Origin of the sequence: Mycolicibacter sinensis (assembly GCF_001667375.1) — a bacterium.
GTDB lineage: Bacteria > Actinomycetota > Actinomycetes > Mycobacteriales > Mycobacteriaceae > Mycobacterium > Mycobacterium sinense_A.
Window position 1 is genome coordinate 19020 of record NZ_LZIN01000025.1, and the last position, 26250, is coordinate 45269.

24 protein-coding genes, 1 tRNA gene and 2 pseudogenes are annotated in these 26250 nt (G+C 68.7%); 5 read left to right on the forward strand and 22 right to left on the reverse strand.

Annotated elements, in window-relative coordinates:
• The first annotated feature begins 96 nt into the window (after positions 1–96).
• Complete coding sequence (locus A5771_RS04830; RefSeq protein ID WP_165606147.1) at positions 97–513, forward strand: DUF6319 family protein; 417 nt, start codon at positions 97–99, stop codon at positions 511–513.
• Between the two features lie 26 nt (positions 514–539).
• On the opposite strand, the gene A5771_RS04835 is transcribed toward A5771_RS04830, so the two are convergent.
• Positions 540–1535, reverse strand: coding sequence for an oxygenase MpaB family protein (locus tag A5771_RS04835; protein ID WP_109401025.1), 996 nt, complete (start codon positions 1533–1535; stop codon positions 540–542).
• 378 nt (positions 1536–1913) lie between these two features.
• Here A5771_RS04835 and A5771_RS24620 point away from each other — a divergent pair.
• A pseudogene (locus A5771_RS24620) lies at positions 1914–2096 on the forward strand (nitroreductase/quinone reductase family protein); the annotation flags it as partial.
• 664 nt (positions 2097–2760) lie between these two features.
• Here the strand turns inward: A5771_RS24620 and A5771_RS23275 are convergent.
• Positions 2761–2964, reverse strand: a complete 204-nt coding sequence (locus A5771_RS23275) for a cold-shock protein (protein ID WP_009952110.1) — start codon at positions 2962–2964, stop codon at positions 2761–2763.
• A gap of 337 nt (positions 2965–3301) precedes the next feature.
• Positions 3302–3375, reverse strand: a tRNA-Pro gene (locus A5771_RS04845).
• A 156-nt stretch (positions 3376–3531) separates the two neighbouring features.
• Between A5771_RS04845 and A5771_RS04850 the strand changes: the two genes are divergently transcribed.
• Complete coding sequence (locus A5771_RS04850; RefSeq protein ID WP_064854069.1) at positions 3532–5208, forward strand: patatin-like phospholipase family protein; 1677 nt, start codon at positions 3532–3534, stop codon at positions 5206–5208.
• Positions 5209–5213: 5 nt separating this feature from the next.
• Here the strand turns inward: A5771_RS04850 and A5771_RS04855 are convergent, their stop codons facing one another.
• Complete coding sequence (locus tag A5771_RS04855) at positions 5214–5996, reverse strand: sulfite exporter TauE/SafE family protein (RefSeq protein WP_207545388.1); 783 nt, start codon at positions 5994–5996, stop codon at positions 5214–5216.
• Between the two features lie 61 nt (positions 5997–6057).
• On the opposite strand from A5771_RS04855, the gene A5771_RS04860 reads away from it, so the two are divergent.
• Entirely contained in the window at positions 6058–6492 is a 435-nt protein-coding gene (locus A5771_RS04860) for a hypothetical protein (RefSeq protein ID WP_131808892.1), read from the forward strand.
• A 6-nt stretch (positions 6493–6498) separates the two neighbouring features.
• Here the strand turns inward: A5771_RS04860 and der are convergent, their stop codons facing one another.
• The 6 genes from der to A5771_RS04890 are packed head-to-tail and all read right to left on the reverse strand — an operon-like array spanning position 6499 to position 11839.
• Positions 6499–7911: a ribosome biogenesis GTPase Der gene (gene der, locus A5771_RS04865; RefSeq protein ID WP_064854071.1), complete on the reverse strand. Its 1413-nt coding sequence runs from the start codon at positions 7909–7911 to the stop codon at positions 6499–6501.
• Positions 7908–8600 carry a (d)CMP kinase gene (gene cmk, locus A5771_RS04870; RefSeq protein WP_064854090.1) on the reverse strand — a complete coding sequence of 231 codons (693 nt, stop codon included), beginning with the start codon at positions 8598–8600 and terminating at the stop codon, positions 7908–7910. The genes der and cmk overlap by 4 nt, the downstream gene beginning before the upstream one ends.
• A 56-nt stretch (positions 8601–8656) precedes the next feature.
• Positions 8657–9418, reverse strand: a complete 762-nt coding sequence (locus A5771_RS04875; RefSeq protein ID WP_064854072.1) for a pseudouridine synthase — start codon at positions 9416–9418, stop codon at positions 8657–8659.
• Complete coding sequence (scpB, locus tag A5771_RS04880) at positions 9418–10140, reverse strand: SMC-Scp complex subunit ScpB (RefSeq protein WP_064854091.1); 723 nt, start codon at positions 10138–10140, stop codon at positions 9418–9420. Before scpB ends, A5771_RS04875 begins: the two co-directional genes overlap by 1 nt.
• A 14-nt stretch (positions 10141–10154) precedes the next feature.
• The gene (locus tag A5771_RS04885; RefSeq protein ID WP_428844387.1) at positions 10155–10994 is read right to left on the reverse strand and encodes a segregation/condensation protein A; all 840 of its coding nucleotides are present in this window, start codon (positions 10992–10994) and stop codon (positions 10155–10157) included.
• Positions 10982–11839 (reverse strand): ParA family protein, encoded by an 858-nt coding sequence (locus A5771_RS04890; RefSeq protein ID WP_064854074.1) that lies wholly within the window; start codon positions 11837–11839, stop codon positions 10982–10984. Before A5771_RS04890 ends, A5771_RS04885 begins: the two co-directional genes overlap by 13 nt.
• 113 nt (positions 11840–11952) lie before the next feature.
• Between A5771_RS04890 and A5771_RS04895 the strand changes: the two genes are divergently transcribed.
• On the forward strand, positions 11953–12705 hold the full coding sequence (locus A5771_RS04895) for an O-methyltransferase (RefSeq protein WP_064854075.1): 753 nt from the start codon (positions 11953–11955) through the stop codon (positions 12703–12705).
• Positions 12706–12852: 147 nt separating this feature from the next.
• Here the strand turns inward: A5771_RS04895 and A5771_RS04900 are convergent, their stop codons facing one another.
• The 12 genes and pseudogenes from A5771_RS04900 to A5771_RS23835 form a co-directional block, all read right to left on the reverse strand.
• Positions 12853–14190: a 2-polyprenyl-6-methoxyphenol hydroxylase-like oxidoreductase gene (locus tag A5771_RS04900; protein WP_342707858.1), complete on the reverse strand. Its 1338-nt coding sequence runs from the start codon at positions 14188–14190 to the stop codon at positions 12853–12855.
• Between the two features lie 205 nt (positions 14191–14395).
• Entirely contained in the window at positions 14396–15352 is a 957-nt protein-coding gene (gene xerD, locus A5771_RS04905) for a site-specific tyrosine recombinase XerD (protein WP_064854077.1), read from the reverse strand.
• Positions 15349–15972 carry an NUDIX domain-containing protein gene (locus tag A5771_RS04910; protein ID WP_064854078.1) on the reverse strand — a complete coding sequence of 208 codons (624 nt, stop codon included), beginning with the start codon at positions 15970–15972 and terminating at the stop codon, positions 15349–15351. The genes xerD and A5771_RS04910 overlap by 4 nt, the downstream gene beginning before the upstream one ends.
• A complete protein-coding gene (locus A5771_RS04915; RefSeq protein WP_064854079.1) occupies positions 15965–17767 on the reverse strand; it encodes a CTP synthase in 1803 nt (600 codons plus the stop codon). The genes A5771_RS04910 and A5771_RS04915 overlap by 8 nt, the downstream gene beginning before the upstream one ends.
• A 155-nt stretch (positions 17768–17922) precedes the next feature.
• On the reverse strand, positions 17923–18864 hold the full coding sequence (locus A5771_RS04920; protein ID WP_064854080.1) for a copper transporter: 942 nt from the start codon (positions 18862–18864) through the stop codon (positions 17923–17925).
• A gap of 21 nt (positions 18865–18885) precedes the next feature.
• The gene (gene steA, locus A5771_RS04925) at positions 18886–20067 is read right to left on the reverse strand and encodes a putative cytokinetic ring protein SteA (RefSeq protein WP_064854081.1); all 1182 of its coding nucleotides are present in this window, start codon (positions 20065–20067) and stop codon (positions 18886–18888) included.
• A gap of 101 nt (positions 20068–20168) precedes the next feature.
• Entirely contained in the window at positions 20169–21968 is a 1800-nt protein-coding gene (gene recN / locus A5771_RS04930) for a DNA repair protein RecN (RefSeq protein ID WP_064854082.1), read from the reverse strand.
• A 5-nt stretch (positions 21969–21973) separates the two neighbouring features.
• The gene (locus A5771_RS04935) at positions 21974–22906 is read right to left on the reverse strand and encodes an NAD kinase (protein WP_064854083.1); all 933 of its coding nucleotides are present in this window, start codon (positions 22904–22906) and stop codon (positions 21974–21976) included.
• Complete coding sequence (locus A5771_RS04940; RefSeq protein ID WP_064854084.1) at positions 22903–23709, reverse strand: TlyA family RNA methyltransferase; 807 nt, start codon at positions 23707–23709, stop codon at positions 22903–22905. Before A5771_RS04940 ends, A5771_RS04935 begins: the two co-directional genes overlap by 4 nt.
• 6 nt (positions 23710–23715) lie before the next feature.
• The gene (locus A5771_RS23280; RefSeq protein ID WP_165606148.1) at positions 23716–23892 is read right to left on the reverse strand and encodes a hypothetical protein; all 177 of its coding nucleotides are present in this window, start codon (positions 23890–23892) and stop codon (positions 23716–23718) included.
• 38 nt (positions 23893–23930) lie between these two features.
• A complete protein-coding gene (locus tag A5771_RS04945; RefSeq protein ID WP_267887458.1) occupies positions 23931–24968 on the reverse strand; it encodes an HAD-IIA family hydrolase in 1038 nt (345 codons plus the stop codon).
• Positions 24957–25910, reverse strand: a pseudogene (locus A5771_RS23835) (hypothetical protein); the annotation flags it as partial. The gene A5771_RS04945 and the pseudogene A5771_RS23835, both read right to left, overlap by 12 nt.
• Positions 25911–26250: the final 340 nt, after the last annotated feature.

A 26250-nucleotide genomic window follows, 5' to 3' on the forward strand; every position in this document is an offset into this window, starting at 1 on the left:
CCCAGCCACGTGGTACGTCGAACGTGTGTTCTAATAGGTGTCCAGGTCCGGCCCGCTCGTCGCGCGGGCGACGATGAGAAGGAGTTCGCCGCAACCATGACCGCATCGACTTTCGCCGTAGCCGCCCCGACCGTCACCGACTACGCCCCCCGCGTGGATCTACCTGCGGAGAGCGCATCGGCCCCGGACGCTCCTGTTGCGGCTTCCGAAGCAAAAGCACCGACCAGGAAGACAGCCGGCAAGAAGGCCAAGACCTTCGAGTTGACGCTCACCGTGACGGGTACCGCCGACGGCGAGTGGCGCGCCGAGATCAAGCAGGGCAGCACCTACGTGGTCCGCAATGTGGTGGTTGCGGCGGCCGCCGTCTCCCGCGCCGCCAAGGAACTGCACGAGGAGCTGTACACGCCGATCGAGGCATTGATGGACGAGGCGCGTTCCCAGCAGGCCGCCCGGGTCGCCGCCCTCGAGGCCGAACTCGAAGCAGCGCGCAAGGCCCTTGCCGACTTGGACTGAGGGTTGGCTGCATCGAACGATCGGCGTCAGTCGACCTTTGGGCAGTAGAAGTGCGGGCTGTCGCGGTATTCGACCGGCGGCAGGTTGCGCGCCGGGGTCTGCACCAGGGGTGCGTCCACCGGAAGGCGGCCCGAGGCACGATCCAGCGCCGACCGCTTGCGCGGATGCATCAACGCGCGCTTGGGACCGTACTTCGAGACGAACGTGATCGCCTTGCAGAGGTAGCCGTGCACCCGCTCCTGGCGCGCCGACCAGGTGTAGCCCATGAGTTCACGCACCGGCGGGTCGTAGAGCGCCACCGTCATGAACGTCAGGAAGCGCTGCATCACCTTCAGATTCAGCGCCCACAACCAATCCGGAATCCACTCCAGCGACGGGTGTTTGGGCATGGTCGATAAGTCCATGACCTCGCGGGCAGCCCAGGTGTTCTCCAAGACGTTGCGGCACATGTGGTCCCAGTACTCCTGGAAGTCTTCCCAGGTCTTGGGCACCGGCCGCATGCTCATGCCGTACATGCGGTACCAGGTGATGTGCTCGTCGAAGAGTTGTCGCTTGTCGTCCTCGCTCAGGCCGCCGGCGAATTTCTCGGCGGCCAGCAGGGTGGATTTGAAGAACGTCGCGTGCGCCCAGTAGAAGACGTCGGGGTTCAGCGCGCTGTAGCGGCGTCCCTGGTCGTCGACGCCGTTGAGGCCGATGTGGTAGTCGCGGACCTCGGCGCCGGTCTGGGGGGCGCGGTAGCCGTCGAACACTACCCCGCCGATCGGGTAGATCGACCGCATCAGCCGCGGGATGCGCTCCATGAAGAAGATCGAGTGATCTTTGACTGCGGCGCCCAGTTGCGGGTGCATGTTCTGCATCGAGCCCGCCCAGGTTCCCTGGAACAGGCCCGTCCATTGACCAAAATACTTCCAGGTCAGCGAGTCGGGACCGAGAGGAACCGGTGGCGCGTCGTAGCCACCGCTGCTCACTGGACAGCCCGACGCCATCTCCGCATCGCTGGCCGCCGGGCAGCTATCCGTCATTTCGTGAGTCACGAGCGCGCACTCCCAGTCTCTGTTGGCCCTTTTTGGACAACACATGTTGTCAATATGGGGACCAGCTTAGGAGCACTAGGTGACTCCGGTCAACGATGGGGCCGACGATGCTGCGCGTCTGGACGACGCGCGGTGCGCTGAGCGGCATGGGCGCCCTCAGTCGCCGGCGCCATTCAGGCCGCCCCGCCGTGATTACCGGCGCACGGCGACCATCCTGGCGCGGCGCGCTTATCTCCCGAAACGCAGATAGATCAGCCGGGAATGCCAGATGCCACGGCAATGTTGGGTGTCTATGTTGAACGACACCAATTGAGGGGCTGGAGGATTCATGCCCGGTGACAACCCCGCAGGAGACTATTCCGCGCCAACAACGGGGCGATCGTCAAGGGAATGTTTGCCGGCATGCGTGGGCTGTTGCTCCACACCGTCGGGGCGAGATCGGGAGCGCCCCGAGTAACACCTCTCTATCGCTTTGATTTCGAGCACGGCGGTATGTCATCGGCGCGGACGGCGGAAGCCCGAAAGCGCCTGCCTGGGTACAAGACCTGAAAGCGGCGACGCAGGCCAGCGTAGAGGTCGGCTCAGACACGGGCACCGGTACGACCATCCACAAAGTGCGAGTGCATGAGTTGCCCGAGCCCGCGTCTGGGACGCGCTACGGCAAGAAATCCCCCATGTCGATCGCTTCCCGGCCAACACCGAACGAGTGATACCGATATTTGAGCTTTCCAGAGCATGATCGCCACGACGAATTTGAACGTGATGCCGATGGCTGAAGTCGGCTCTCGCCTTGTCGGCCTGACCGAGTGTCGATGTTCCCGGCGCCCCTACCGTGAGGTTAATTCCCAAGCGGGACAGTGCAATACGCGGTAGAGGAAAGCCCGCCGTACCAGAGGCAGTATGAACTATTTTGAGCTAGTCGCGTATCGCCGGAACCGTTGGTCGGCCCAGTGGTTCGGATTTGAAACGTAGCGCCGAGATGTCGCCTGGGCATCTGGGTGGGACTCCCAAGGCTGTGCGCGTGCGGCCCGGTAGGAGTGAGCGCGTCGCCGAGCCGGCCGGGCACGGTCCAGCTGCCCGGGACAGGCTGTTAACCGCCGCTGCCAGAGCTTGAAACGACGAGCCGATCATGGCCGAAGAGCCACCGCACCGGCCCGTAAACGATCTGTGGGCCGGCAAGGGGTTACCCCTGCCGGCCCACAGCTTCGTAAGATCAGACCGCGGTCACTCCGGTGGCCTGGGGGCCCTTGGCACCCTGCCCTACCTCGAACTGAACTCGCTGGTTCTCCTCCAGTGAGCGGTAGCCACCGCCCTGGATCTCGGAGTAGTGGACGAAGACGTCCGCACTGCCGTCATCGGGAGCGATGAAGCCGAAGCCCTTTTCGCCGTTGAACCATTTCACGGTTCCTTGCGTCATATTTCCTGTACTTCTTCCGTTTATCTTCGCGAATGCAGAACACATTCGCCTGCCAGCGTAATCCATAATTAGGGATTTCGGCAATCCATCTTCGGCGGTCGCGCTGCGACGAGGGCACCCACCGGACGAGCAGTCCGCGGTGATCGAAGGTGCCATCCGCGAGTGATGTCTCCGATTGGGACGGGAGGCCGCGTGCGACGACAGGCGGGACTTGGCCACCGCGATCTCGAGCGCGATGGCCGGGAGGTGGTCGTGTACCGCTTGTGCGGCGATCCGGTGCGCCCCGCTGGACGGTCTAGCAGACGAGCTCAATAGCCCTCTGACCTGCAAAACTCTGTCGGGCTGACAGGATTTGAACCTGCGACCACTTGACCCCCAGTCAAGTGCGCTACCAAACTGCGCCACAGCCCGCCACCGCCGGACAAGCCCGGCAGCAGGTCGAAAGCCTACCGCAAGCAACCGGACGGCCCGAACCCGCGTGAGGGCATCGGCCGCGGATTAGAAACGCGTAGGCTCGCCACGCGAGCTGCTCTCTCGGCAGCGCCACAACCCCAGGAACCGCGACTGATGCAGATCCCCTTTGTCGAAGCCTTGCTCGGCATGGTCGATCGCCGCCCGGACCCGATGCACATCCCCGGGACCACCCAAGACTCCGTGACCGACGACGTCGTCGACGCCGTCGACATCGGCGATACCCTGCTGCTCCTGGAGAAGATGGAGAACCGGCTGGTCCGGCACACCTTGCGCCATCCGGACGTGCTGAGCAGCGAACAGCTGCGCAGGCTGCGCTACCTGCTCAATTTCGCCCGGCTCGAGGACTTCGAGCCCGGCGCGGCGGGCCCGGGCGGCACCCGGGGCCGCGGCGACGTCTCCGTCGGCGCGGAGCTGGCCCCGTGGCGAGCCAAGGTAGCCGACGCGCTGTACGGCCCGCTGCGCGAGGAACGCGACCCGGTGATCGCACTGACCGCAGCCCGCGATGCGCTGGGCGGCCTCGCCGCCGGCCAGGACGAGCAGCGCGGCCTGCTGATCGAGCACCACGGCAATGACTTCTCCCAGGCCGAGCTCGACGCCGAGGTGGGCCACAAGAAGCTGGTCACCGTCCTCGGCGGCGGCGGGGGCGCGGGCTTCGTCTATATCGGCGGCATGAATGCGCTGTTGGAGGCCGGACCGGTCCCCGACTACCTGATCGGCTCGTCGTTCGGTTCGATCCTGGGATCGGTGGTCAGCCGCGCGTTGCCGATTCCCATCGAGGAATACGTCGCATGGGCCAAGACGGTGTCGTTCCGCGCCATCCTGGGGCCCGAGCGGCTGCGCCGCCGCCACGGCCTGACCGGGGTGTTCTCGCTGAACTTCGATCAGTTCGCCGACGCGATGTTCCGCCGCGAGGACGGCGAGCCGATGCGGATGTCAGATCTGGCCATCCCCTTCGATGCGGTGGTGGCCGGGGTGCGCCGCCAGCCCTTCGCCGCCCTGCCGGCGCGGTATCGAAATCAGCGACTCGCCGCCCTGCAGCTGCGGTCTTTCTCCCACCTTCCGATCGGCCTCGGCCCGCAGCTGGCGACCCGCCTGTGGCAGACGGCCGCCTTCATCGACCCGCGGGTGGTGAAACCGCTCATCATCAGTGGCGATAATCCGGACTACGACGTCAACGTCGTCGACGCCGCCTCGTTCTCGTCGGCGATCCCCGGGGTGCTGCACCATGAGACCAAGGACCCGGCCATGCAACCGCTGTTCGACGCGCTGCTGGCCGACAACGACGTCGGGGCGCTGGTGGACGGCGGTGCGGCCAGCAACGTTCCGGTCGAGCTGGCCTGGAAGCGGGTGCGCGACGGCCGGCTGGGCACCCGCAACGCCTGTTACTTGGCCTTCGACTGCTTCCATCCGCAATGGGATCCGCGCAACCTGTGGCTGGTGCCGATCACCCAGGCCATCCAGCTGCAGATGGTGCGCAACGCCCCCTACGCCGACCATCTGGTCCGGTTCTCCCCCACGCTGTCGCCGGTGAACCTGGCGCCCTCGGCGGCCACCATCGAGCGGGCCTGCCAATGGGGGCGCAAAAGCGTCGAACGCGCGATCCCGGTGATCTCGGCACTGCTGGAGCCCATCTGGTGGGAAGGCGAGAAGCCCGCGGTGGCGCCCGCCGCGGCGGTGCACCAGAAGGCCGCGCCGATGACCACGGTCATGTCCGCGATCCGCGCACCGCGGACCCGCTTTCAGCGGTGGCGCAACCGCGACGCGATCTGATCCGCTCAGACCGCCAGCAGCCGATACAGCCCGATCAGGCCGACCACGATGATCACCGCCCGGAGCGCATTCGGTGACAACCGGCGCCCGTAATGCCCGCCCAGATATCCCCCGATCAATGAGCCGACCGCGATCAAACCGGCTGCCGGCCAACTGATCCGGTCGAATGCGGTGAAGATGTAAGCCAGTGCGGCGACGACGTTGACCAACAGCGTCAGCAGCACCTTCGCCGCGTTCATCCGCTGCATCGACTCGTGCAGCAGCACCCCCATCACGCCGATCAGCAGAATGCCCTGTGCGGCAGAGAAATAGCCGCCGTAGACCGCAACCGCGAACGTCCCGATCGTCAGCGCCGCCAACCGGCCGCGGCTCAACTGCTCCACCGAGCGGCCGGCCTCCTGCGCACGGCGCTGGGCCACGTTTTGGATCTTCGGGCCGACCACCACCAGGACCAGCGCCGCGATCAGCAGCACCGGAACCACCCGGTTGAACACGCTCTCGGGCAGATGCAACAACAGATAGGCGCCGCAGATCGCACCGATCACCGATCCGGGGATCTGCCAGCGCAGCCGGTCCCACTGCCCGCGCAGTTCCCGACGGTAGGCCCAGGTGCCCGATATCCCGCCGGCCACCAACCCGATCGAGTTGGAGATCGTCGCGGTCAACGGCGGAAACCCCAGCGTCACCAGCGTCGGGAAGGTGATCAGTGTCCCGGAGCCGACCAGCGAGTTGATCGCCCCCGCCCCTACCCCGGCCAGCATGATCAACACCATCTGCGAGACCGACACCCGCAGCACCCTACGCTGATCGTGCGAAGGATTTCGGGCAGCCGCGGTGGAAGGTGAGGCGATGATGCGCACGTGGGGAAAGCTGGCCGCCGGTGCGGCTTGCGGGGTGCTGGTCGCCGGCGGGGCGATGCCGGCGGCCCACGCCGGGCCGGAGGTGCCGTCGGGCCAGTACGCTTTCAGCGCCCAGCACGGGCCGTCGCAGCGGTCGGCAACCTGGACGTTCACCCCGTGCGGGCCGACTTGCACCACCGTCGACGGCGAACGCTGGCTGCAGAACGCGGACTTTCACCTCAACGGTGGCCGGTGGGAGTACAGCGGCCGGGGCAGTATGGACTGCCCGGTGGATCACACTCCGCTGCCGGTCTCGAAAACCGTCAGCTTCGATGCGGTGACCCTCGCCGGCCAGTGGACCACCGCCACGCTGGAGCAGTGCGGTCGAGGACCGGCCGGCGGCGTGGTCGGACAGTGGGAATTCCAGCTCACCAAAACCGGATGATCCCAGTCAGCGAGAACGCTTGGCGCCCCGCTTCTCTCGCACCCGCACGTTGACCCGGATCGGACTGCCCTCGAATCCGAAGGTTTCCCGCAGCCGTCGTTCCAGGAACCGGCGGTAACCGGCCTCCAAGAACCCTGAGGTGAACAGCACGAATGTCGGCGGACGCGCCGTGGCCTGGGTGGCGAACAGGATCCGCGGCGCGCGGCCGCCCCGCGCCGGCGGCGGTGTCGCCGCGACCACTTCCTTGAGCCAGGAGTTGAGCTGTCCGGTCGAGATCCGGGTGTCCCAGGACGCCAGTGCGGTCTCTAACGCGGGCACCAACTTCTGCACGGCCCGACCGGTTTTCGCCGAGATGTTCACCCGCGGCGCCCACGCCAGCCGGGCCATGTCCCGGTCGATCTCCTTGTCCAGCAGGTAACGGCGATCCTCGTCCACCAGGTCCCACTTGTTGTAGGCCAGCACCACCGCCCGGCCGGCCTCGACCACCATCGAGATCACCCGCTGGTCCTGTTCGGTCAGCGGCTGCGACGAATCGACCAGCACGATCACCACTTCGGCGGCGTCGATGGCGCCGTGGGTGCGTACCGAGGCGTAGAATTCGTGTCCGCTGGCCTGCCCGACTTTGCGGCGCAGCCCGGCGGTGTCGACGAAACGCCAGATCTTGCCGTCCATTTCGATCAGCGAGTCGACCGGGTCGACGGTGGTTCCGGCGACGTCGTGCACCACGGAGCGCTCGTCGCCGGCCAGTCGGTTCAGCAACGAACTCTTGCCGACGTTGGGCTTGCCCACCAGCGCCACCCGGCGCGGGCCACCCCCGCCGCCGGCGGTCTCGGCGACCTCGGGCAGCTTGGCGATCACCTCGTCGAGCAGGTCGGCGACGCCGCGCCCGTGCAGGGCGCTGACCGCGTACGGTTCACCCAGCCCCAGCGACCACAGTGCCGCCGCGTCGGCCTCGCCGCGCTCACCGTCAACCTTGTTGGCGGCCAAGAACACCGGCTTGCCGGAGCGGCGCAGGATCCTCGCCGCGGCCTCGTCGCCGGCGGTGGCGCCCACCACTGAATCCACCACCAAGATCACCGCATCGGCGGTGCGCATCGCCACCGCGGCCTGCTCGGCCACCAACTGCTGCAAGCCTTTGGCGTCGGGTTCCCAGCCGCCGGTGTCCTGCACCACGAAGCGGCGCCCGGTCCACAGCGCGTCGTAGGACACCCGGTCGCGGGTCACCCCGGGCAGGTCCTGCACCACCGCCTCGCGCCGGCCCAGGATGCGGTTGACCAACGTCGACTTGCCGACGTTCGGGCGGCCCACCACCGCCACCACCGGCGGGGGGCCGGCGTCCTCGACGAGATCGTCGAAGCCACCGTCTTCGCCGATCTCCCAGTCGCTTTCGTCGGACCAGGTGCCGTCGGATTCACTCATCGGATCGCCCCGCAGCGCTGCTCGACCAATTCCCGCAGGTGGTCGACCACCTGCGCCTGCGTCATCTCCCCGGTGTCGACGATCACCGCGTCGTCGGCGGGCCGCAGCGGCGACACCGCCCGGGTCGAATCCAGTTCATCGCGGCGAAGCACGTCGGCCAGCACGGCCGGATAGTCATCGCCCAGCCCGGCGGCCACGTTCTGGTCATTACGCCGCCGGGCCCGTGTCTCGGCGGAGGCGGTGAGGAAGATCTTGACGTCGGCGTCGGGCAGCACCACGGTGCCGATGTCACGGCCTTCGACCACCACACCGCCGGCTTCGCCGGCCAACTGCCGTTGCAGGTCGACCAGCCTGGAGCGCACCGCGGGAATCGCCGAGACCCCCGAGACCGCCCGCGTCACCTCGTCACCTCGAATCTCACGCGAAACGTCTTCTCCGCCAAGGTAAGCGCGGTCACCATCGGGGTGGGAGTCCACCGCGACGTCGACGCCGTCGGCGACCCGGGAGACCCCCTCGGCGTCGTCCAGGGCGACCCCGGAGCGCAGCACCGCCAGCGTGACGACGCGGTACATCGCACCGGTGTCCAGATAGCTTTCGCCCAGCGCCCGCGCCAATCCCCGTGCCACCGAAGACTTTCCGGTTCCGGCGGGGCCGTCGATAGCCACCACGACCCCGCCGCCCCTGTTCAGCGCATCCCGGTTCGTGTCACTCCCGTCAGTCGCTGCGCTCCCTCCGCGGGTTCCGCTCACAGTCCGACCGCCCTGTACAGTTCGCCGATCTCTTTGCGGCCCAATTTCCGGATGGTGCCGGGCCGCTGCTCCCCCAGCGCAACCGCGCCGATATCGGTGCGCACCAACTCCTGTACCGGGAATCCGACCGCCGCCAGCATCCGGCGCACGATGCGCTTGCGGCCCTCGTGCAGGGTCACCCGCACCAATGTCTTCCCCGGAACGGCGTCGACCACCGCGAAGTCGTCGACCTTCGCCGGCCCGTCGTCGAGTTCCACCCCCTCGCGCAGCTTCTTGCCGAGCCCGCGCGGCACCGTCCCGAGCACGGTGGCCACATAGGTTTTGGGGATCTCGTAGGACGGGTGCATTAACCGGTGCGCCAGCTCGCCGTCGTTGGTCAGCAACATCAGCCCCTCGGTGTCGGCGTCGAGGCGCCCCACATGAAACAGCTTGGCATCACCGCGAACCCGGTGCTCGACGTAGTCGCCGATGCACGGCCTGCCGCGGTCGTCCGACATCGTCGAATGCACACCGCGCGGCTTGTTCAGCGCCAGATACACCCGGGTGTCATCAACGGTCACCCGCGCCCCGTCGACCCGGATCACCGCCGCGCCCGGATCCACCCGGGTGCCCAGCTCGGTCACGATCTGGCCGTCCACCTCGACCCGGCCGTCGCGGATCATCTTCTCGGCGACCCGGCGCGAGGCGACACCGGCCTGCGACAGCACTTTCTGCAGGCGCACACCTTCGGTGTCGGGCTCGAAATCGGAGAACGTCATCAGTCGTGGTCCACATCGAAAGTCAGCGGCTGATCAGCCGCCGGCGCACCGCCGAGCTTCATGAAACGCGGTTCGCTGTCCAGAGTTTCGCTCAGATCGTCGATCACGTCGACGTCGGGCAGCAGCGGCGCGATGTCGGGCAGGTCGGACAGCGAGGACAGACCCAGCCGCTCCAGGAATAGTTCGGTGGTCGCGAACGTCACCGCGCCGGTGTCGGCGTCCGCGCCGGCTTCGGTGATCAGGCCGCGAGCCAGCAGCGTCCGCATCACCGCGTCCACGTTGACGCCGCGCACCGCACTGACCCGAGCCCGCGTCACCGGTTGCCGGTAGGCGACCACCGCCAGGGTCTCCAAGGCGGCGCGGGTCAGTTTGGATCGGGCGCCGTCGAGCAGCAGGCGCTCCACATACGGGGCGTACCGGGCCCGGGTGTAGAGACGCCAGCCACCGCCGGCCTCGCGCAGGTCGATGCCGCTGTCACGTTCGGCGAGCTCGTCGGCGATCGCCCGCAACTTGGCGGTGATCCGGTACACCGGCTGTTCGGTGGCGGCCGCCAGGGACTCGACGGTCACCGGGGTGTCCACCACCAGCAGCAAGGCCTCGAGCACCCCGCCCAGCTCGGAGTCCTCGAGTTCGGGGGCCAGCGCGACATCGATGCCCAGGTCGGAGCCGGCGGGACCGGCAGGCTCGGACGGTTCCGAGATCTCGGGCAGGTGGTCAGTCATCAATTCGTCTCGCACTACTCGGCCGATTCTGCTTTCACCAGGTCTACTAACTCTTCCGCGGCCGGAGATTCACCGGTCCACGACACCTGGAGCACACCAAGTGGTTCTGACTGCTCGAATGCTACCGCCCGCGCCCGATACAGTTCGAGCAGCGCCAGGAAGCGGCCAACGATCTCGATCGGCGCCCGGCAGTCGGCCACCAGTTCGGCGAACGACGCCCACTGACCGGAGCCGCGCGCCTCCAGCAACCTCAGCAGCACCCCCGCCTGCTCGGGCACCGACACCATCACCTGATGCAGGTGCTCGGTACCCACCGTCGGGACCGGCCGCGGCGTGAAGGCGGCCGCCGCAATCTGGGCGAACGACTCGGCGTCGACGCCCAGCATCACCTCGGGCAGCAGGTTGGCGAAGCCGTCCTCCAGCGACACCGCGCGCGGATAGCTGCGCAGCGCGGCGGCCTCGAGCTCGGCGAACATCTGCGCGACGTGCTTGAACGCCCGGTACTGCAGCAGCCGCGCGAACAGCAGGTCGCGGACCTCCAGCAGGGCCAGGTCCTCTTCGTCGTCGACCTGGCCGGCGGGCAGCAGCCGGGCCGCCTTGAGATCGAGCAGGGTGGCCGCGATGACCAGAAACGCCGTCGTCTCCTCCAACTCCAGTTGCGCGCCGACCTCGCGGGTGTAGGCGATGAAATCATCGGTGACCTGGTGCAACGCCACCTCGGTGACGTCGAGGCGGTGCGCGAAGATCAGCTGCAGCAGCAGGTCAAAGGGACCCTCGAAGTTGGTCAGTCGAACGCGAAAACCGGTGGCAGCCGTTTCGGTGTCGGTCTCGGCGTCGGTACTCACGCGCCGAATCGGTCGATGACTTCGCGGGCCAGCGCGCGGTAAGCCAGCGCACCGCTGGATTTCGGGGCCCAGGTGGTGATGGGCTCGCCCGCCACGGTGGTTTCGGGGAACCGGACGGTGCGGGTGATCACCGTGTCGAACACCAGGTCGCCGAAGCGCTCCACCACCCGCGCCATCACCTCCCGGGAGTTGACCGTGCGCGGGTCATAGCGGGTCAGCAGGATGCCGCTGATCTCCAGCTTCGGGTTCAACCGGTCGCGGACCTTCTCGACGGTGTCGGTCAGCAACGCCAGGCCGCGCAGCGAGAAGTACTCGCACTCGGTCGGGATCAGCACCCCGTCGGCACAGGCGAGGCCGTTAACGGTGAGCAGCCCCAGCGACGGCTGGCAGTCCACCAGCAGGTAGTCGTAGCGGTCGAGCACCGGACGCAGCGCACGGGCCAGCGAATGCTCCCGGCCCACCTCGTTGACGAGCTGGATCTCGGCCGCCGACAGGTCGATGTTGGAGGGCACCAGGTCCAGGTTCTCGACGCGGGTCTGCATCAGCACGTCGTCGATGTCGACCCGCGGCTCGACCAGCAGGTTGTGGACGGTGTGCGCCAGCTCGTAGTGCGGCACGCCGAGCCCGGCCGACAGCGCGCCCTGCGGGTCCAAATCGACCAGCAGCACCTTGCGGCCGTATTCGGCCAGCGCCGCGCCGAGATTGATGGTCGAGGTGGTCTTGCCGACGCCGCCCTTCTGGTTGCACATCGCGATGACCTTGGCGGGGCCATGTGTCGAGCGGGGCTGCGGCTCGGGGATGTTCCGCGGTGGACGCCCGGTCAAGCCGACGGCGGAGCTGTCGTCGTCGCTCATGGCCGGTACGGCGAGGTGGTGGCGGACATCCGCAGAAGTCTAACGGGTGACCGGCGCCCATACCTGCTACATGAGCAGTCCTCAGGCGTGCCGATCGCCATAGGATCGCACTCATGAGCCTCAAACGACGCATCCCCTTCCTGCGGTGGTCGTTCCTGCGGATGGCGACCGGTGCCCGCAACATCACCACGACCGGCCAGATCGGCGACGGCCGCGAAGCTGCCGCCGTCGACTACGTGCTGTCGAAGGCCCGGCCCGGCGACATCGACGACGTGCTGGCCCGCATCGACGAGTTCGCCTACGAGAAGTCGCTGCTGATCAATGTCGGCGACGAGAAGGGCGCCCTGCTCGATGCCGCGGTGCAACGGGTCAACCCCGCACTGGCCCTCGAGCTGGGCACCTACTGCGGCTACAGCGCCCTGCGCATCGCGCGCGCCGCACCGGCGGCCCGGATCTATTCGATCGAGCTGGCCGAGGCCAACGCCGACAACGCCCGCCAGATCTGGGCGCACGCCGGGGTCGCCGACCGGATCACCTGTGTGGTGGGCACCCTCGGCGACGGCGGGCGCACCCTGGATGCCTTGACCGCACGGCACGGCTTCACCGCCGGTGCGTTGGATTTCTTGTTCCTCGACCACGACAAGGACGCCTACCTGCCGGACCTGCAGAGCATTCTGGACCGGGGCTGGCTGCACCCGGGCTCGGTGGTGGTCGCCGACAACGTCAAAGTGCCGGGCGCGCCGCGCTACCGCGAATACATGCGGGCCCAGCAGGGGTCGCACTGGGACACCACCGAGCACAAGACGCATGTCGAGTATCAGCGTCTGCTGCACGATCTGGTGCTGGAGTCGACGTATCTGGGGTAGGCCTCACCGTTCCGGGAACATCAGGCCCAGAAACAGCAAAACAGTCCAGGAAGTGATCGTTCCAGCACCGCGCCGCGTGCCAGGCGCCGTGCACGAAAAGCAGCGGTCCCGGATGGGCCTCGCCGTGCGGCCCCCCGCTCGATCACCTCAAGCATGGGTCGGCTCCTGCGCTGTCGGGACAGCGATGTGGGGTCTACGACGTTGCTGGGCAGCGACGGCTCGGAACATGACCTTGGGGCGTAGCAGCCGGCTCGGCGGGTCGATCAGGTTCATGACCCGGAAGAATGCCTCGGTGATGACGATGTCGGATTCCGCCGCGGCTAACAGGCGTTGGGTATAGCGGTTCGCCAGCCGGGTCCGCACCGAACGTCGGCCCTGGACCTGGGGCAACGCGAGGTCGGCTCCCGAGGCCATCTGCCATGCCGCATCGACCGCCTTGGCGGATGCCTGAAAGAACCGACGGGCTAGGTCATCGCTGCCGTAAGAAAGGCAGTCGCGCAACGTGACCGCCTCCAACGCGGCCACCGACATGCCTTGCCCGTAAACCGGGTTGAAACTGCACATGGCATCACCGCACACCAACAGGCCGGCCGGAAACCGGGCCATCGTGTGGTAGCGGCGACGGACACTGGCCGGATAGCGGTAGCGCGACACCTCGGTCAGCGGTTCGCCGGCTTGCAGTGCGGCGAGCATCGGAGGCGGGGCGAATTCTGCTGCGTAACGGAGCATTCCGGCGCGGTCAGTGGGCGGTTCGTGGCCGGCCAGCCCGGCCAGGGTGAGCATCCAGGTGTCCTGCTCGCATGCGAACAATGCCCCACCGGTCGGCCGCTCCGGCACCGCGCCGACCAGAATCAGTTTCTCAGTGAGGGTGCCCGGCGGTATCCGCAACAACTGGCTGGCATAGGCGACCGCCACAGTGATGTGTTCCTCCGCTGGGCGCCCATAGCCGTGGGCGCCCAGAAATGCCGGTGTGCGCCCGGCGCGGCCCATCGCGTCGATCACCAGATCCGCGGCCAGCTCCCGTTCACCACGTGTAGCACGCTCTGCGATCCGCACGCCGCTGACCCGGTCGGTGGTGGCCGCAACCAGTTCCACCACATCGTGGCCGTCCAGAATAGACACATTGCCCAGAGAACGCACCCGCTGGCGGACGTGGGCCTCCAGGAACGGACGGCTGGCCAGATAGGACACGAGCGGCTTGCCGAACGCGCCCGTCCGGTTCAGGTCGTGTCCGCCGAGCCGCAGCCAGACCTGGGACAGGTCACCGCCGTCGAGCAAATGCCCGCCGGCAGCGACAAGCTCGTCGAGCATGCCGGGAAACAGCGTGTTCAAGGCGGCCGCGCCGCCGGCCAACAGTCCGTGCACATGCCGCCCCTGCGGCACGCCGCGCCGCTGTGCGGATCCGTCGGGTAACTCGTCTCGTTCGACCACGACCACGCTGCGGTAGAACTCGGCCAGGACGCGAGCCGCCAACAGTCCGCCCATACTGGCGCCTAGCACGACTGCGCGCTCACCTAAGGGTGCCATCTCGAATCCTCCGCGACCCGACCCGGCAGCCTATGCCGGGCTGTGTTGAGGATTACGTCGCGGAGGTCGCGCCGCCTAGAGTAGGCGCCTACTCGATTTCTCCGCTTAGCTGCCCCTCCCAAGCGGGCGGTACCCCGCCGAAAGCCGCCTAACTCGCGGGAAACTACCGGGCGCGGGGGTGGGCGCCGGCCCACACTTCGCGCAGCGCGTTCACCGTGACCAGGGTGTAGATCTGGGTGGTCGACACCGAGGCATGCCCGAGCAACTCCTGCACCACCCGCACGTCGGCGCCGCCGTCGAGCAGATGCGTCGCAAACGAATGCCGCAGGGTGTGTGGTGACACCTTCGCGGTGATCCCGGCCCGCTCGGCGGCATCCTGCAGCACCTGCCAGGCGCTTTGCCGCGACAGCCGGCCCCCGCGGGCGTTGAGGAACACCGCCGCGGTGCCCCGTCCGCGCCCGGCCAGGCCCGGGCGGCCCCGCACCAGGTAGGCGTCCAGCGCCGCCACCGCGGGCCGCCCCACCGGCACCAGCCGCTGCTTGCCGCCCTTGCCCCGCAACAACACCGACCGGTCGCGCACGTCGATGTCGTCGAGGTCCAGCCCGACCGCCTCCGAGATGCGAGATCCGGTGGAATACAGCATTTCCAGCAGCGCCCGGTTGCGCAGCGTCAGCGGTCCGTCCGAGGCGCTGTCGCCGCCGGCCCCGGCCAGCAGCGCCAACACCTCGTCGATGGTCAGGCTTTTGGGCAGTCGCCGTCCCGGCGGTGGCGGCTTGACGCCGCGGGCCACGTCCACCGACGCCATGCCCTCGGCGGCGGCGAACCGGTGCAGGCCGCGCACCGCGATCAGCGCACGCCCGGCCGAGACCGCCGACAGCGCCGGCACGCCGTTCTCCGGGTCACCGCGCTGCAGCGCCACCAAGAATTCGGTGACGTCGCCCTCGCGCACGTCGGCCAGGTCGTCGATGCCGCGGGCCAGCAGATGCTCGCTGTAGCGCCGCAGGTCGCGCCGATAGGAACTCAACGTGTTGGCCGCGACCCCGCGCTCGATCGTCAGATGATCCAGGTACCCCTGGAGCTGCCCGGTCAGCGGGCCTACCGGCCGGGCCGCCGCGGTCATGACCGGCTCTGCCTGGCGGCGAATGCGGTCGGCCGGTCGACCCATTCGGCATCCACCGGACGTGGGGTCCCGAAACCCTGGCGGTACGCGTAAGCGGCCAGAATTCCCGCTACCGCAATCGCATTGACGATTTCGCCGCTGAACACCATCGCGGCCGCCTCGGCGATCGGATACCAGCGCAGCGTCAGATCGGCCTCCTCGTCGTGCGCTTCCGGGCGCTCGACCTCGGTAAGGCCGGTGGCCAGATACACCCGCACCGACTCGTCGGAAAAGCCCGGCGTGGAGTCCAAATCGACCAGCACCTGCCAGGTCGTCGCCGTCAAGCCGGCTTCCTCGACGAGTTCGCGCCCGGCGGTCAGGTGCGCCGGCTCACCATGGACATCGAGCAGCCCGGCGGGCAACTCCCACAGCCGTCGGCCGAAGGCATGGCGGTATTGGTAGATCAGCGGGATATTGCCTGACTCATCCATGGCGACCACCCCGACGGCGCCGTAGTGCTCCACCACATCGCGGGTGGCAGTCTTGCCGCCCGGCATCCGCACCTCGTCGCGGCGCAGCGCGAAGATCTTGCCGCTGTGCAGCAGTTGCGATGACGCGGTCTCGAAGACGTGCTCAGCCACGGGTTACGTGTTCTGGCAGGGGTTCTTGCCGCGGATCGGTCAACGGCCGGGCGCTGCCGCCGTGTGTGTCGGCTCCGTTCTGCGCATCGGGAGCGTCGTGAGGTTCGTGATGGGGCTCGGGGATCTCCACCGGCAGCCGCTCGGCGGCCTTGTAGTCGATGGCCGCGCCGACGAACGCGGCGAACAGCGGGTGCGGCCGGGTGGGTCTGCTCTTGAGCTCTGGGTGCGCCTGAGTGCCCACCAGGAACGGGTGCATCTCTCGCGGGTACTCGACGAACTCCACCAGCTTCCCGTCCGGGGAGGTGCCGGAGAACCGCAGCCCGCTCTCGGCGATCCGGTCCCGGTAGGCGTTGTTGACCTCGTAGCGATGCCGGTGCCGTTCGGAGACCTCGGTCGTCTGGTAGGCCTCGGCCACAATCGAATCCGGTTCCAGCACAGCAGGATAGGCGCCGAGCCGCATAGTGCCACCGAGGTCGGCGGTTCCGGCGACGGCATCCTGCTGGTCGGCCATGGTCGCGATCACCGGATCGGGCGTGTCCGGATCGAACTCCGCCGAGCTGGCTTGCGCGATCCCTGCGGTGCGGGCCGCGTCGATCACGATGCACTGCAGGCCCAGACACAATCCCAGCACCGGCAACGCGTGGGTGCGGGCATAGGCGATGGCGCCGATCTTGCCCTCGATGCCCCGGATCCCGAATCCGCCCGGGATCAGCACCCCGTGCATCTCCCCGAGCGCGGCGGACGCCCCGGCGGGGGTTTCGCACGCATCGGAGGCAACCCAGTTGATCTCGACCCGCGCGTAATGGCTGAACCCGGCGGCTCGCAACGCCTCGGTCACCGATAGGTAGGCGTCGGATAGGTCGATGTACTTGCCCACCAGCGCGATTCGCACCGTCTCGTGAGGTTCGTGGACCCGGCGCAGCAGTTCATCCCACTCGGTCCAGTCGACATCCTTGAACGGCAGGTTGAGCCGGCGCACCACGTAGGCATCCAGTTCCTCGCGGTGCAGCACCTTGGGGATGTCGTAGATCGACGCGGCGTCCGGCGTGGAGATCACCCCGTCGATGTCGACGTCGCACATCAGCGCGATCTTGTTCTTCAGCGGCTCGGGTACGTCGCGATCGCAGCGCAGGATCAGCGCGTCCGGGGTGATGCCGATGCTGCGCAGTGCGGCCACCGAGTGCTGGGTCGGCTTGGTCTTGAGCTCCCCCGACGGGGCCAGGTAGGGCACCAGCGACACGTGCAGGAAGAACACGTTGTCCCGGCCCACGTCGTGGCGGACCTGGCGGGCGGCTTCCAGGAACGGTTGCGACTCGATGTCGCCGACGGTGCCACCGATCTCGGTGATGACGACGTCGGGGCGCCGGCCGTCGGCGTCCGGCTCGGACATGGCCAGGATGCGGCGCTTGATCTCGTCGGTGATGTGCGGGATCACCTGCACGGTGTCACCGAGGTACTCGCCGCGGCGCTCCTTGGCGATGACCGTCGAATACACCTGCCCGGTGGTCACATTCGCCGACCCGGACAGGTCGCGGTCCAAGAATCGCTCGTAGTGGCCGACGTCGAGGTCGGTCTCGGCGCCGTCTTCAGTGACGAAGACCTCCCCGTGCTGGAACGGATTCATCGTTCCGGGGTCGACGTTGAGGTAGGGGTCCAGCTTCTGCATGGTGACCTGCAGACCCCGGGCGATCAGCAACTGGCCCAGGCTGCTTGCGGTCAAACCCTTACCGAGCGAGGACGCAACTCCACCGGTGACGAAGAGGTGCTTCGGCTCGGTTTGCGGGTGCTTTCGCAATGGTGGCAAAACCAACCTCCGTGACGACGGCGCAGGATTGAGGGCCTGCCGACCCACGGAATCTCACCCTAACATCGATAGCGGCCCCCGGCCGCTGACACGCCCAGCCACGCCCGGCCACGCCCAGTCACGCCGCCCGGCAGCGGTCACCGGGCCTATTGCGCGAGGGTGACCGATCCGGCGCCGTGACCGATGCCGTACTGCCCCGGATGTCCGCCGTTGATCAGGCTGCTCACCGCCATGACGGTGGTGATTCGCCCCGCCTCGAGGTCGACGTCATCGACCGTGCTCACCGCGTCGGCAACCGCGGAATCGGTGCGGGCCATCGCGACGGCCGCGGTGCCCGAGGCGCAGCCGTCCCGACCGGCCAGCACCGTCGCCGAACCGTGCGGGGCCAGGGCCGCTGCGAACCGGGCGACGCTCACCCCGCTGCTGCCGGCGTCCTCGGGCAGCGCTCCCCCGGTGATGACCACCGCCGAGTTGGCCGCTGCGAACCGTTGTTCGCGGTAGGTGATGAAGCCGGTATCGCGCAGCGCCGCCAGTACGGTGTCGCGCTGGGTGTCATCCGCGGGCTGGACGGCCGAGTTGCGATTGATCAGCAGCGCGATGCCGAGCAGGTCGCCGGCCTGGGCGCCCTGGTCGATCAGGTGGGTGCTCAGTTGGGCACCGGCGGGCACGATCCCGGACTCCACCACCGCCCGCAGCTTCTCCTCGGCATTGCCCTCGACGAACTGGGGCGTCAGCGCGACCGTTCCGGTGACGGCCCCGCCGGCCTGACCGATGATCCGCGCCACCGCCTCGACGTCGTCGTCAGCGGCGTCCGGAGTCCGGAAGATCACCGTGGACTTGCCGTTGAGCGCCTCGCGCACGATCCGGGGCGCCATCTGGGCGTCGAAATCGTTTGCGTTGCCGAGCCGTTCGCTCAGCGCGTTGTGCTGTTCGCGCTGCGCGTCGATCTGCGCGCGCAGCTCCTGCTTATCGGACTGCAGGCTGCCCAGCACCGGTCCCGACAGCAGCCCGGATCCCAGCACCACGCCGAACACCAATGCCAGCAGCACCGCGGTCAGCGACATCGCATGGTATCGAGGGGTGATCATCGCCGTGTCGGCCCGGTTCGCTTAGGTCACCCAGTGCTGCAGCCACTGCGTCAGGTGATGCCAGTAGTTGCTGAGCCAGTCGAGGACCACGGCGTCGGTCTGCGAGACCCACAGCGCGACGATGATCGCGACCAGCATGCTGAGCACCAGCAGTGCGATCGCGCCCGCGGAGACCCGGCTGCGGTACAGCGTGGCGACGGCCCGGGCATCCACCAGCTTCTCGCCGACCTTGAGCCGGGTCAAAAACATCGACGGGTTCGTCAGCTGACGGGTCCGGTCGAAGAACGTCTCGATGTTGGCCGTCTGCCCGGCCGTCACCAGCAGGGCCGCACCGTGGTGGTCGGCCAGCAGCAGTGCCAGGTCCATCGGGGAACCTGCCGCCGGGAACGTCATCGCCCCTATCCCGAGGTCCTGGATGCGCTCCAGGCCGGGCGCGTGGCCGTCGGCGTCGGCGGGCAGCACCACCTGCGATCCGCACCGCAGCACCTCGGCGCTCATCTGGTCGGGGTCGCCGATGATCAGCTGCGGGCGGTAGCCCGCCTTGCGCAGTACGTCAGCGCCGGCGCCGATCCCGATCAGCACGGGCTGGTATTCCTTGATGAACGGCTTGAGGCACTTCAGGTCGTCGGCGGCGTCGGGCTCGTCACCGACCAGCACCACATGCCGGCGGCGCAGGTCGACGTCGATCTCGGGGATCCCGATCCCGTCGATCAGCAGCGGGCTCTCGCTGCGGATGAACTCAATGGTGTTGCCGGCGAAGGATTCCAGGTGCGCCACCAACCCGGTCTTGGCCTCGAGCATCAGGTCGGCGATCTCGACGTCGCTGCGTTCGACGCCCAGGGCCAGGCGCCGGTCACCGGAGTAGACGCCGCCGTTGTGCAGCCGGACTTTGGCGCCGTCGCGGATCTTCTTGAACACCGTGGGGCCGGCCTCGTCGATCAGCGTGACGCCGTTGGCCACCAGCACCTCAGGCCCGAGGTTGGGGTAGCGCCCGGAGATGGACGCCGAGGCATTGACGACGCCGGCGATCTCGGCTTCCACCAGTGCGTCGGCGGTGATCCGGTCCAGGTCGAGAATGTCGAGGACGACGATGTCGCCGGGACCGACCCGCCGCAGCAACCGGTCGATGTCGTGATCGACCCGGGCGGTACCGATGACGCCGGGCCGGGAGGTGTTACGAGACAACAGCGCAGACATCTTCATGGGCGCGATTGTGTCGGGGAAAGCGCGGGAAAGCAGGGAGGCGCGCCGTAACACTGGCCTCACAAGTTCCGTTACGTCACACCAGTCACAGGGTCTTCGGGCTACTCGTGGGCGTCTGCACGCCGGTCATCCTGCGCGGCGTCCAGCAGTTCTCGGGCGTGCGCGCGGGCGGTGTCGGTCTCTCCCAGCCCGGCCAGCATCCGGGCCAGTTCGGCCACCCGGTCCTCGCCGTCCAGGCGCCGCACCCCGCTGGCGCCGTTACGCCCGCTGGCCTCCACCATCAGATGCACATCCGCATAAGCCGCCACCTGCGGCAAGTGGGTCACCACGATGACCTGGTGGGTGCGGGCCAGCCGGGCCAGCCGCCGCCCGATTTGTACCGCGGCGCGGCCGCCCACCCCGGCGTCGACTTCGTCGAACACCATCGTGGTGCCGGCCGAGCTGCGTGCCGACGACAACGACGAGGTGGCCAGCACCACCTCCAGCGCCAGCATCACCCGGGACAGCTCGCCCCCCGAGGCGCTCTTGGCCAGCGGCAGCACCGTCATACCCCGGTGCGCGGCCAGCCCGAACTCGACCTCGTCGATGCCGTCGGCGCCGGCATGCACGAGCTGCCCCGAGGGCAACCGCAGGGCGGCCGGGTCGTCGTCGACGGCCGGGCTGTGGCTGACACCGATGCTGAACTCGGCGTCGGCCATCGCCAGCCCGGACAGCTCGGCGCTCACCGCCTTGGCCAGCCCGCGAGCCGCCTTGCCGCGCGCGGCGCTGAGGTCGGTGGCGGTCTTCACCACCTGCTCGGCGAGGTCCTCGACGCGAGCCGACAGCGCCACCATCGTTTCTTCGGAGACGTCGAGCTGGGCCAGCCGGTCGCGGGACTGCGCCGCCCAGGCCAGCACCCCGTCGATGTCGGCGGCGTACTTGCGGGTCAGGGAACGCAGCTCGGCCTGCCGCGCCAGCTTGGCGTCCAGCGCGTCGGCGCCGGTAGGCAGCTCGTCGAGGTACCCGCCGAGTTCGCGGGCCACATCGTCGACCACCGTGAGCGCCTCGCCGAGTTGTTCGCCGAGGGCCTGTAGGGCGGCGTCGTCGGTGGCGGTCAGCGCCGCCTTCGCCTGCCCGAGCCGGTAGGTGGCCGACGTCGCCGCGTCGGCCGCGTCCACTGCGTCGTCTAAGCCCCCGGCCAGCGCCGCGCGCGCCCCGGACGCCGCGGCGCGCAGTGCGTCGAGTTCGGAGAGCCGGCGGATCTCCACCGTCAGCGCGTCGTCCTCCCCGGCCTGCGGGTCGACGGCATCGATCTCGCGCAGCGCGAAGGTGAGCCGGTCGGCTTCCTGGGCCAGTTCCCGGGCCCGGTTGTTGCGGTCGAGCAGTTCGCGTCGCGCCGACAGCCAGGCCTCCCGTGCGCTGCGGTAGCGCTGCAGCCGGGTGTCGACCGCGGCGAATCGGTCCAGTGCCCCGCGCTGTTCGTCCGGGCGCATCAACCGCAGCTGGTCGTTCTGACCGTGCAGGGTCAGCAGCCCGCCGGTGAACCCGCTCAGCGATTTGGCGGGCACCCCGCGGCCCCCGAGGTAGGCCCGCGACGGCCCGTCGGCGCTGACCGAGCGGGCCGCGATCACGCTGCCGTCTTCGTCGCGCTCGGCGCCGGAGACCTCCAGGATCTCGTCGATCTGCCCGGCCGCCGCCGGTGCCAGATCGGCGGTGCAGAACCGGCCTTCGACCACCGCGCGGGCCGCACCCGAGCGCACCCGGGTGGCGTCGGCGCGGGCGCCGCCGAGCAGGTGCAGCCCGGTGACCACCATCGTCTTGCCGGTGCCGGTCTCCCCGGTCAACACGGTCAGGCCGCGGTCGAATTCGGCGGTCGCCGCGTGGATCGCGCCCAGCGACTCGATGCGGATCTCAGTGAGCACTGAAACTACTGTCCGCGCCAGCCGGTCACCGGCAGCCGGAATTTGCGCACCAGCCGGTCGGTGAACGGCGAGGTGCCCAGCCGCGCCCACTTGACCGGGGTGACGCCGCGTTGCACCTCGAGCCGTCCGCCGGCCGGCACCAGCATCTTGCGGCGGCCGTCGCAGAACACCAGCGCATTGTGTCCCTCGCTCTCGACTTCGATCGCGATCGTCGAGTCGGGACTGGTCACCATCGGCCGGGCGAACAGGGCGTGAGCGTTGTTGGTCACCACCAGGATTGCATCCAGGTCAGGCCAGAGCACCGGCCCGCCCGCGGAGAACGCGTAGGCGGTCGATCCGGTCGGTGTCGACACCAGCACGCCGTCGCAGCCGAACGTCGACACCGGCCTGCCGTCCACCTCCACGACGACACCCAGGACCCCCAACCTCGGGCCCTTCTCCATGCTGGCCTCGTTGAGCGCCCAACCGCTGCCGATGATCTCCCCGTCGGCACGCACCACCACATCCAGCGTCATCCGGTCCTCCACCCGGTAGTCGCGGGCGATGATGTGATCGAGGACCCGGTCGATGTGATCGGCTTCGGCCTCGGCCAGAAAACCGATCCGGCCCAGGTTGACCCCCAGCACCGGGATGTCGGCGGCGCGGGCCAGTTCGGCGGCCCGCAGGAAGGTGCCGTCACCCCCGAGGACCAGCACCAGTTCGCAACCCTCGGCGGCCTGGGTGTCGGGATCCACCACGTCGATCTGGACGCCGAGTTCACGCATGTCGTCGGGCGCCAGGTGCAGCGAGCCCTTGTCGACAGCCTCGGCGGTCAGCACCCGCATCGTGATGCCGTGGTCGCCCAACACCTTCTCCACGCGGCGGGCGGTGTCGGTGGCCTCTTCACGCCCGGTGTGCACCACCAGCAAAACGGTGCGCTCTCCGTGCCCGGTATTCACTGGGGTCCCTTCGCAACGGCATCCTGGACGGCTGCATCCAACGCCGCACCGGTCAGCGGTGCGGCGGCGGCACGCAGATGCAGAAAGTACTCGACGTTGCCCGACGGGCCCGGCAGCGGACTGGCGGTCACCGCGACGGTGCCCCAGCCGAATTCGGCTGCCCGGTGCGCCACCGACCGCACCGCGTCGGCGCGCAGGCCCGGGTCCGAAACCACCCCGCCGGCGCCGACCTGCTCTCGGCCCACCTCGAACTGCGGCTTCACCATCGGAACGATATCGGCGTCGGGTGACGCGCAACCAGTCAGTGCGGGTAACACGGTGGCCAGCGAGATGAACGACAAGTCGGCGACGATCAGCTCGGCGGGCCCGCCGATGACCTCCGGGGTCAACCCGCGGACGTTGGTGCGTTCGACGACGACGACGCGCGGGTCGGTGCGCAACGACCAGGCCAACTGGCCGTAGCCGACGTCGACGGCGACCACCCGGGCCGCGCCCCGGTCGAGCAGTACCTCGGTGAAACCGCCGGTCGAGGCCCCCGCATCCAGACACGCTCGGTCGGCGACGGTGATCTCGAAGGTGTCCAGTGCGCCGATCAACTTGTGCGCTCCACGCGACACCCAGTTGCGTTCGCCGTCTTCGGCGACGGCCAGGGCGGCGGTGAGAGTCACGGCGGTGGCCGGTTTGACGGCCGGGATGCCGTCAATGGTGACTTTGCCGGCACCGATCAACTCCGCGGCCTGCTGCCGGGAACGCGCGAGTCCGCGCCGGACCAGCTCGGCGTCAACGCGAGTGCGCCGCGACATGTGCCCTCAGCCCTTCTCCACCGACTCCAGTGCCCGCACCAGGACCTCGTGGGCTTCTTCGAGCCGCTGCGCCAACGCGTTGAGATCGCTGTGCGCGGGCAGTTCGGCCAGCTCGGCTTCCCCGGGCAGCGCGGCCAGCAACGCCGCGATGCGCTCCCGGACATCATCAATCTCACTGTTCATGGCTGCCACCAACGCTAGACCATGCCAGTTGGGGCCCCTTAGGGCCAGGCCCCGAGCAGGGACCAACGTTGCAGAGCCTGCCCGGCGGTGTCGTCGGCGGACTCGACGGTGAACGGGCGCCCGGCCAGGTCGGCGTCGGCCACGGCGCAGGCGAGCGCACGCACGATCGACAGGCCGTCCGCGTCGTTCTCTTCGGGCTGCGACGTGGCGACGGTGACCGTGGCGCCGTCCAGGGTGACCTGCCACTGCGGCTGCGGGCCGATCGCCAGCCGGTCGGCGTCGAGATGCAGCGCCCGCAGGTCGTGGCCGATGTAGGTCGGTCGCTGCTCGGCGACGGCGCCGACGGCATCGCGTGCCGAATTGACGCCGGTGAGCACCATCAGGCTCGGCAGCGCGGCGGCGTTGGCCGCGGCGATGTCGGTGTCCAGCCGGTCACCGACGACCAGCGGCGCGTAGAACTCACCGCGGGTCAGCGCCTCGGCGAGCAAACCCGGGCCCGGCTTGCCGGCCACCTGCGGTTCGGCGTCGGTCGCGGCCCGCAACGCGGCCACCATCGACCCGTTGCCGGGCAGTAGGCCACGCTCCGACGGCAGGGTCTTGTCGACGTTGGTCGTCATCCACTTCGCGCCGGCCCGGATGGCCAGCGCCGCCTCGGCCAGGTCGGCCCAGCCGGTCTCGGTGGACAGGCCCTGCACCACCGCGGCCGGCTCGTCGGTCGCCAGCCGCACCGGTTCCAAACCGGCGGAAGCGATTTCGGCGGCCAGTGATTCGGTGCCGACCACCAGCACCCGGGATCCGGCGGGCAGTTGCTCGGCCAGCAGGTGCGCCGCGATCTGGGCGCTGGTGGCCACGTCCTCGCCGGCGGCGGTGAAGCCCAGCTCACGCAGGTGCGCCGCGACCTCGTCCGCGCTGCGCGAGGAGTTGTTGGTGATGAACAGGCCGCGACTCTGGATCTCGGCCAGCGTTTCGACGGCTCCGGCGGTGGGTTCGCCACCGCGGAACACCGTGCCGTCGAGATCGAGTAGCAGACAGTCGTATTCGTCTGCCAGCGAGCCGGCGCCGCCCAGTTCGGCGATCCGCTCCTCGACGTCGGTGACACCTTCGGTGTCGGCGGCTGCGGCCTTGAGGAACCATTCCAGGGCTTCGTTGCCGCGGCCCAGCGCCACCAGCGTTTCGGCGTGCGCGTAGTGCAGCCGGGCCACCGTCGACCCGGTGCGCTCGGGATCGGCCCGCGCGGCCGACAGCACCGTCAGCGCCTGCTCCAGCTGGCCCAGGTCGGCGCGGGCGCCGGCGACCACGATCCGCAGTTCGTCGGCCTCGTCACCCTCCAGTTGGGCGGCTTCGGGGCTGGCGGCCAGTTCGATCGCCCGTTGTGGGCGGCCCAGGCCACGTTCGCAGTCGGCGATCAACGGCAACAGCGCGGACTTGCTGCCCATCCGGCGCGCCGCGCGCAGCTCCGCCAGGGCCTGCGTCCAGTCGCCGCAGTGGTAAGCCGCGATCCCGACCGCTTCACGGATCGCGGTGATCCGCGTCGAGCGGGACCGCGCCGCCTTGGCGTGCTTGAGCGCGGCCTGCGGGTCCTCGTCGAGCAGCATGCCGGCGGCCACCAGATGACAGGCCACACCGTCGGCGGTGGCCTTGCTCAGGGTGCTCAGTTCCCGGCGCACTTCCGGCGCCAGCTGCTTGGGTTCGATCCCCTCCGGCAGCGGCGGATCGTCGTAACGTCGGGTGGATTCTTCGCCGGCCGGCCGCGGGGGCCGCGAGCCGCCGTCATCGTCGCGCCGGGGCGCGGTGCGACGATCCCGGTCCGGTCCCGAACCCCTGGGCGTCCGGCGCTGATCACCGGTGGGCGTGCGCCGCTGGTCGCCGGCTGCCCGTCTTTGGTGCGGACCGCGTGGGCCACTTCCGGTGCCCCCGCGCGACTGACCACGCCCGCCACTTGCTCTGTTGTCGACCACTGAAACCTTTCGCGTGAATCCTCGTGTAAGGATACGGGCCGCCGCGAATTGTCCGGTCAGCGCACCGACCCGCCAAACCGGGCATTCTTTGCCGACGCTCGCGGTGTCGCGCAAATTACCGAACCGGGCAGGGAACGACGGCGGTACCGCCGCGTTTTCGCCTCATCCGGGCCGGAGCGCTCAGTGAGCTGCACCCGCACCGCAATGCCTGGGGCGGTCCCTTCGGCGCTTCCGATACGAGGGTGCAACTGTTCTTACTTCGCACCGCCCGCACCAGTTCGGCCGGGTGATCCGATTGAGCAAGAACGCTTGATATCCGCGGCGGGAATTGGAAACGCCCCCCGATTTCTCGGGGGGCGTTTCGCTATGTTGTGTTCGGCGGTGTCCTACTTTTCCACCC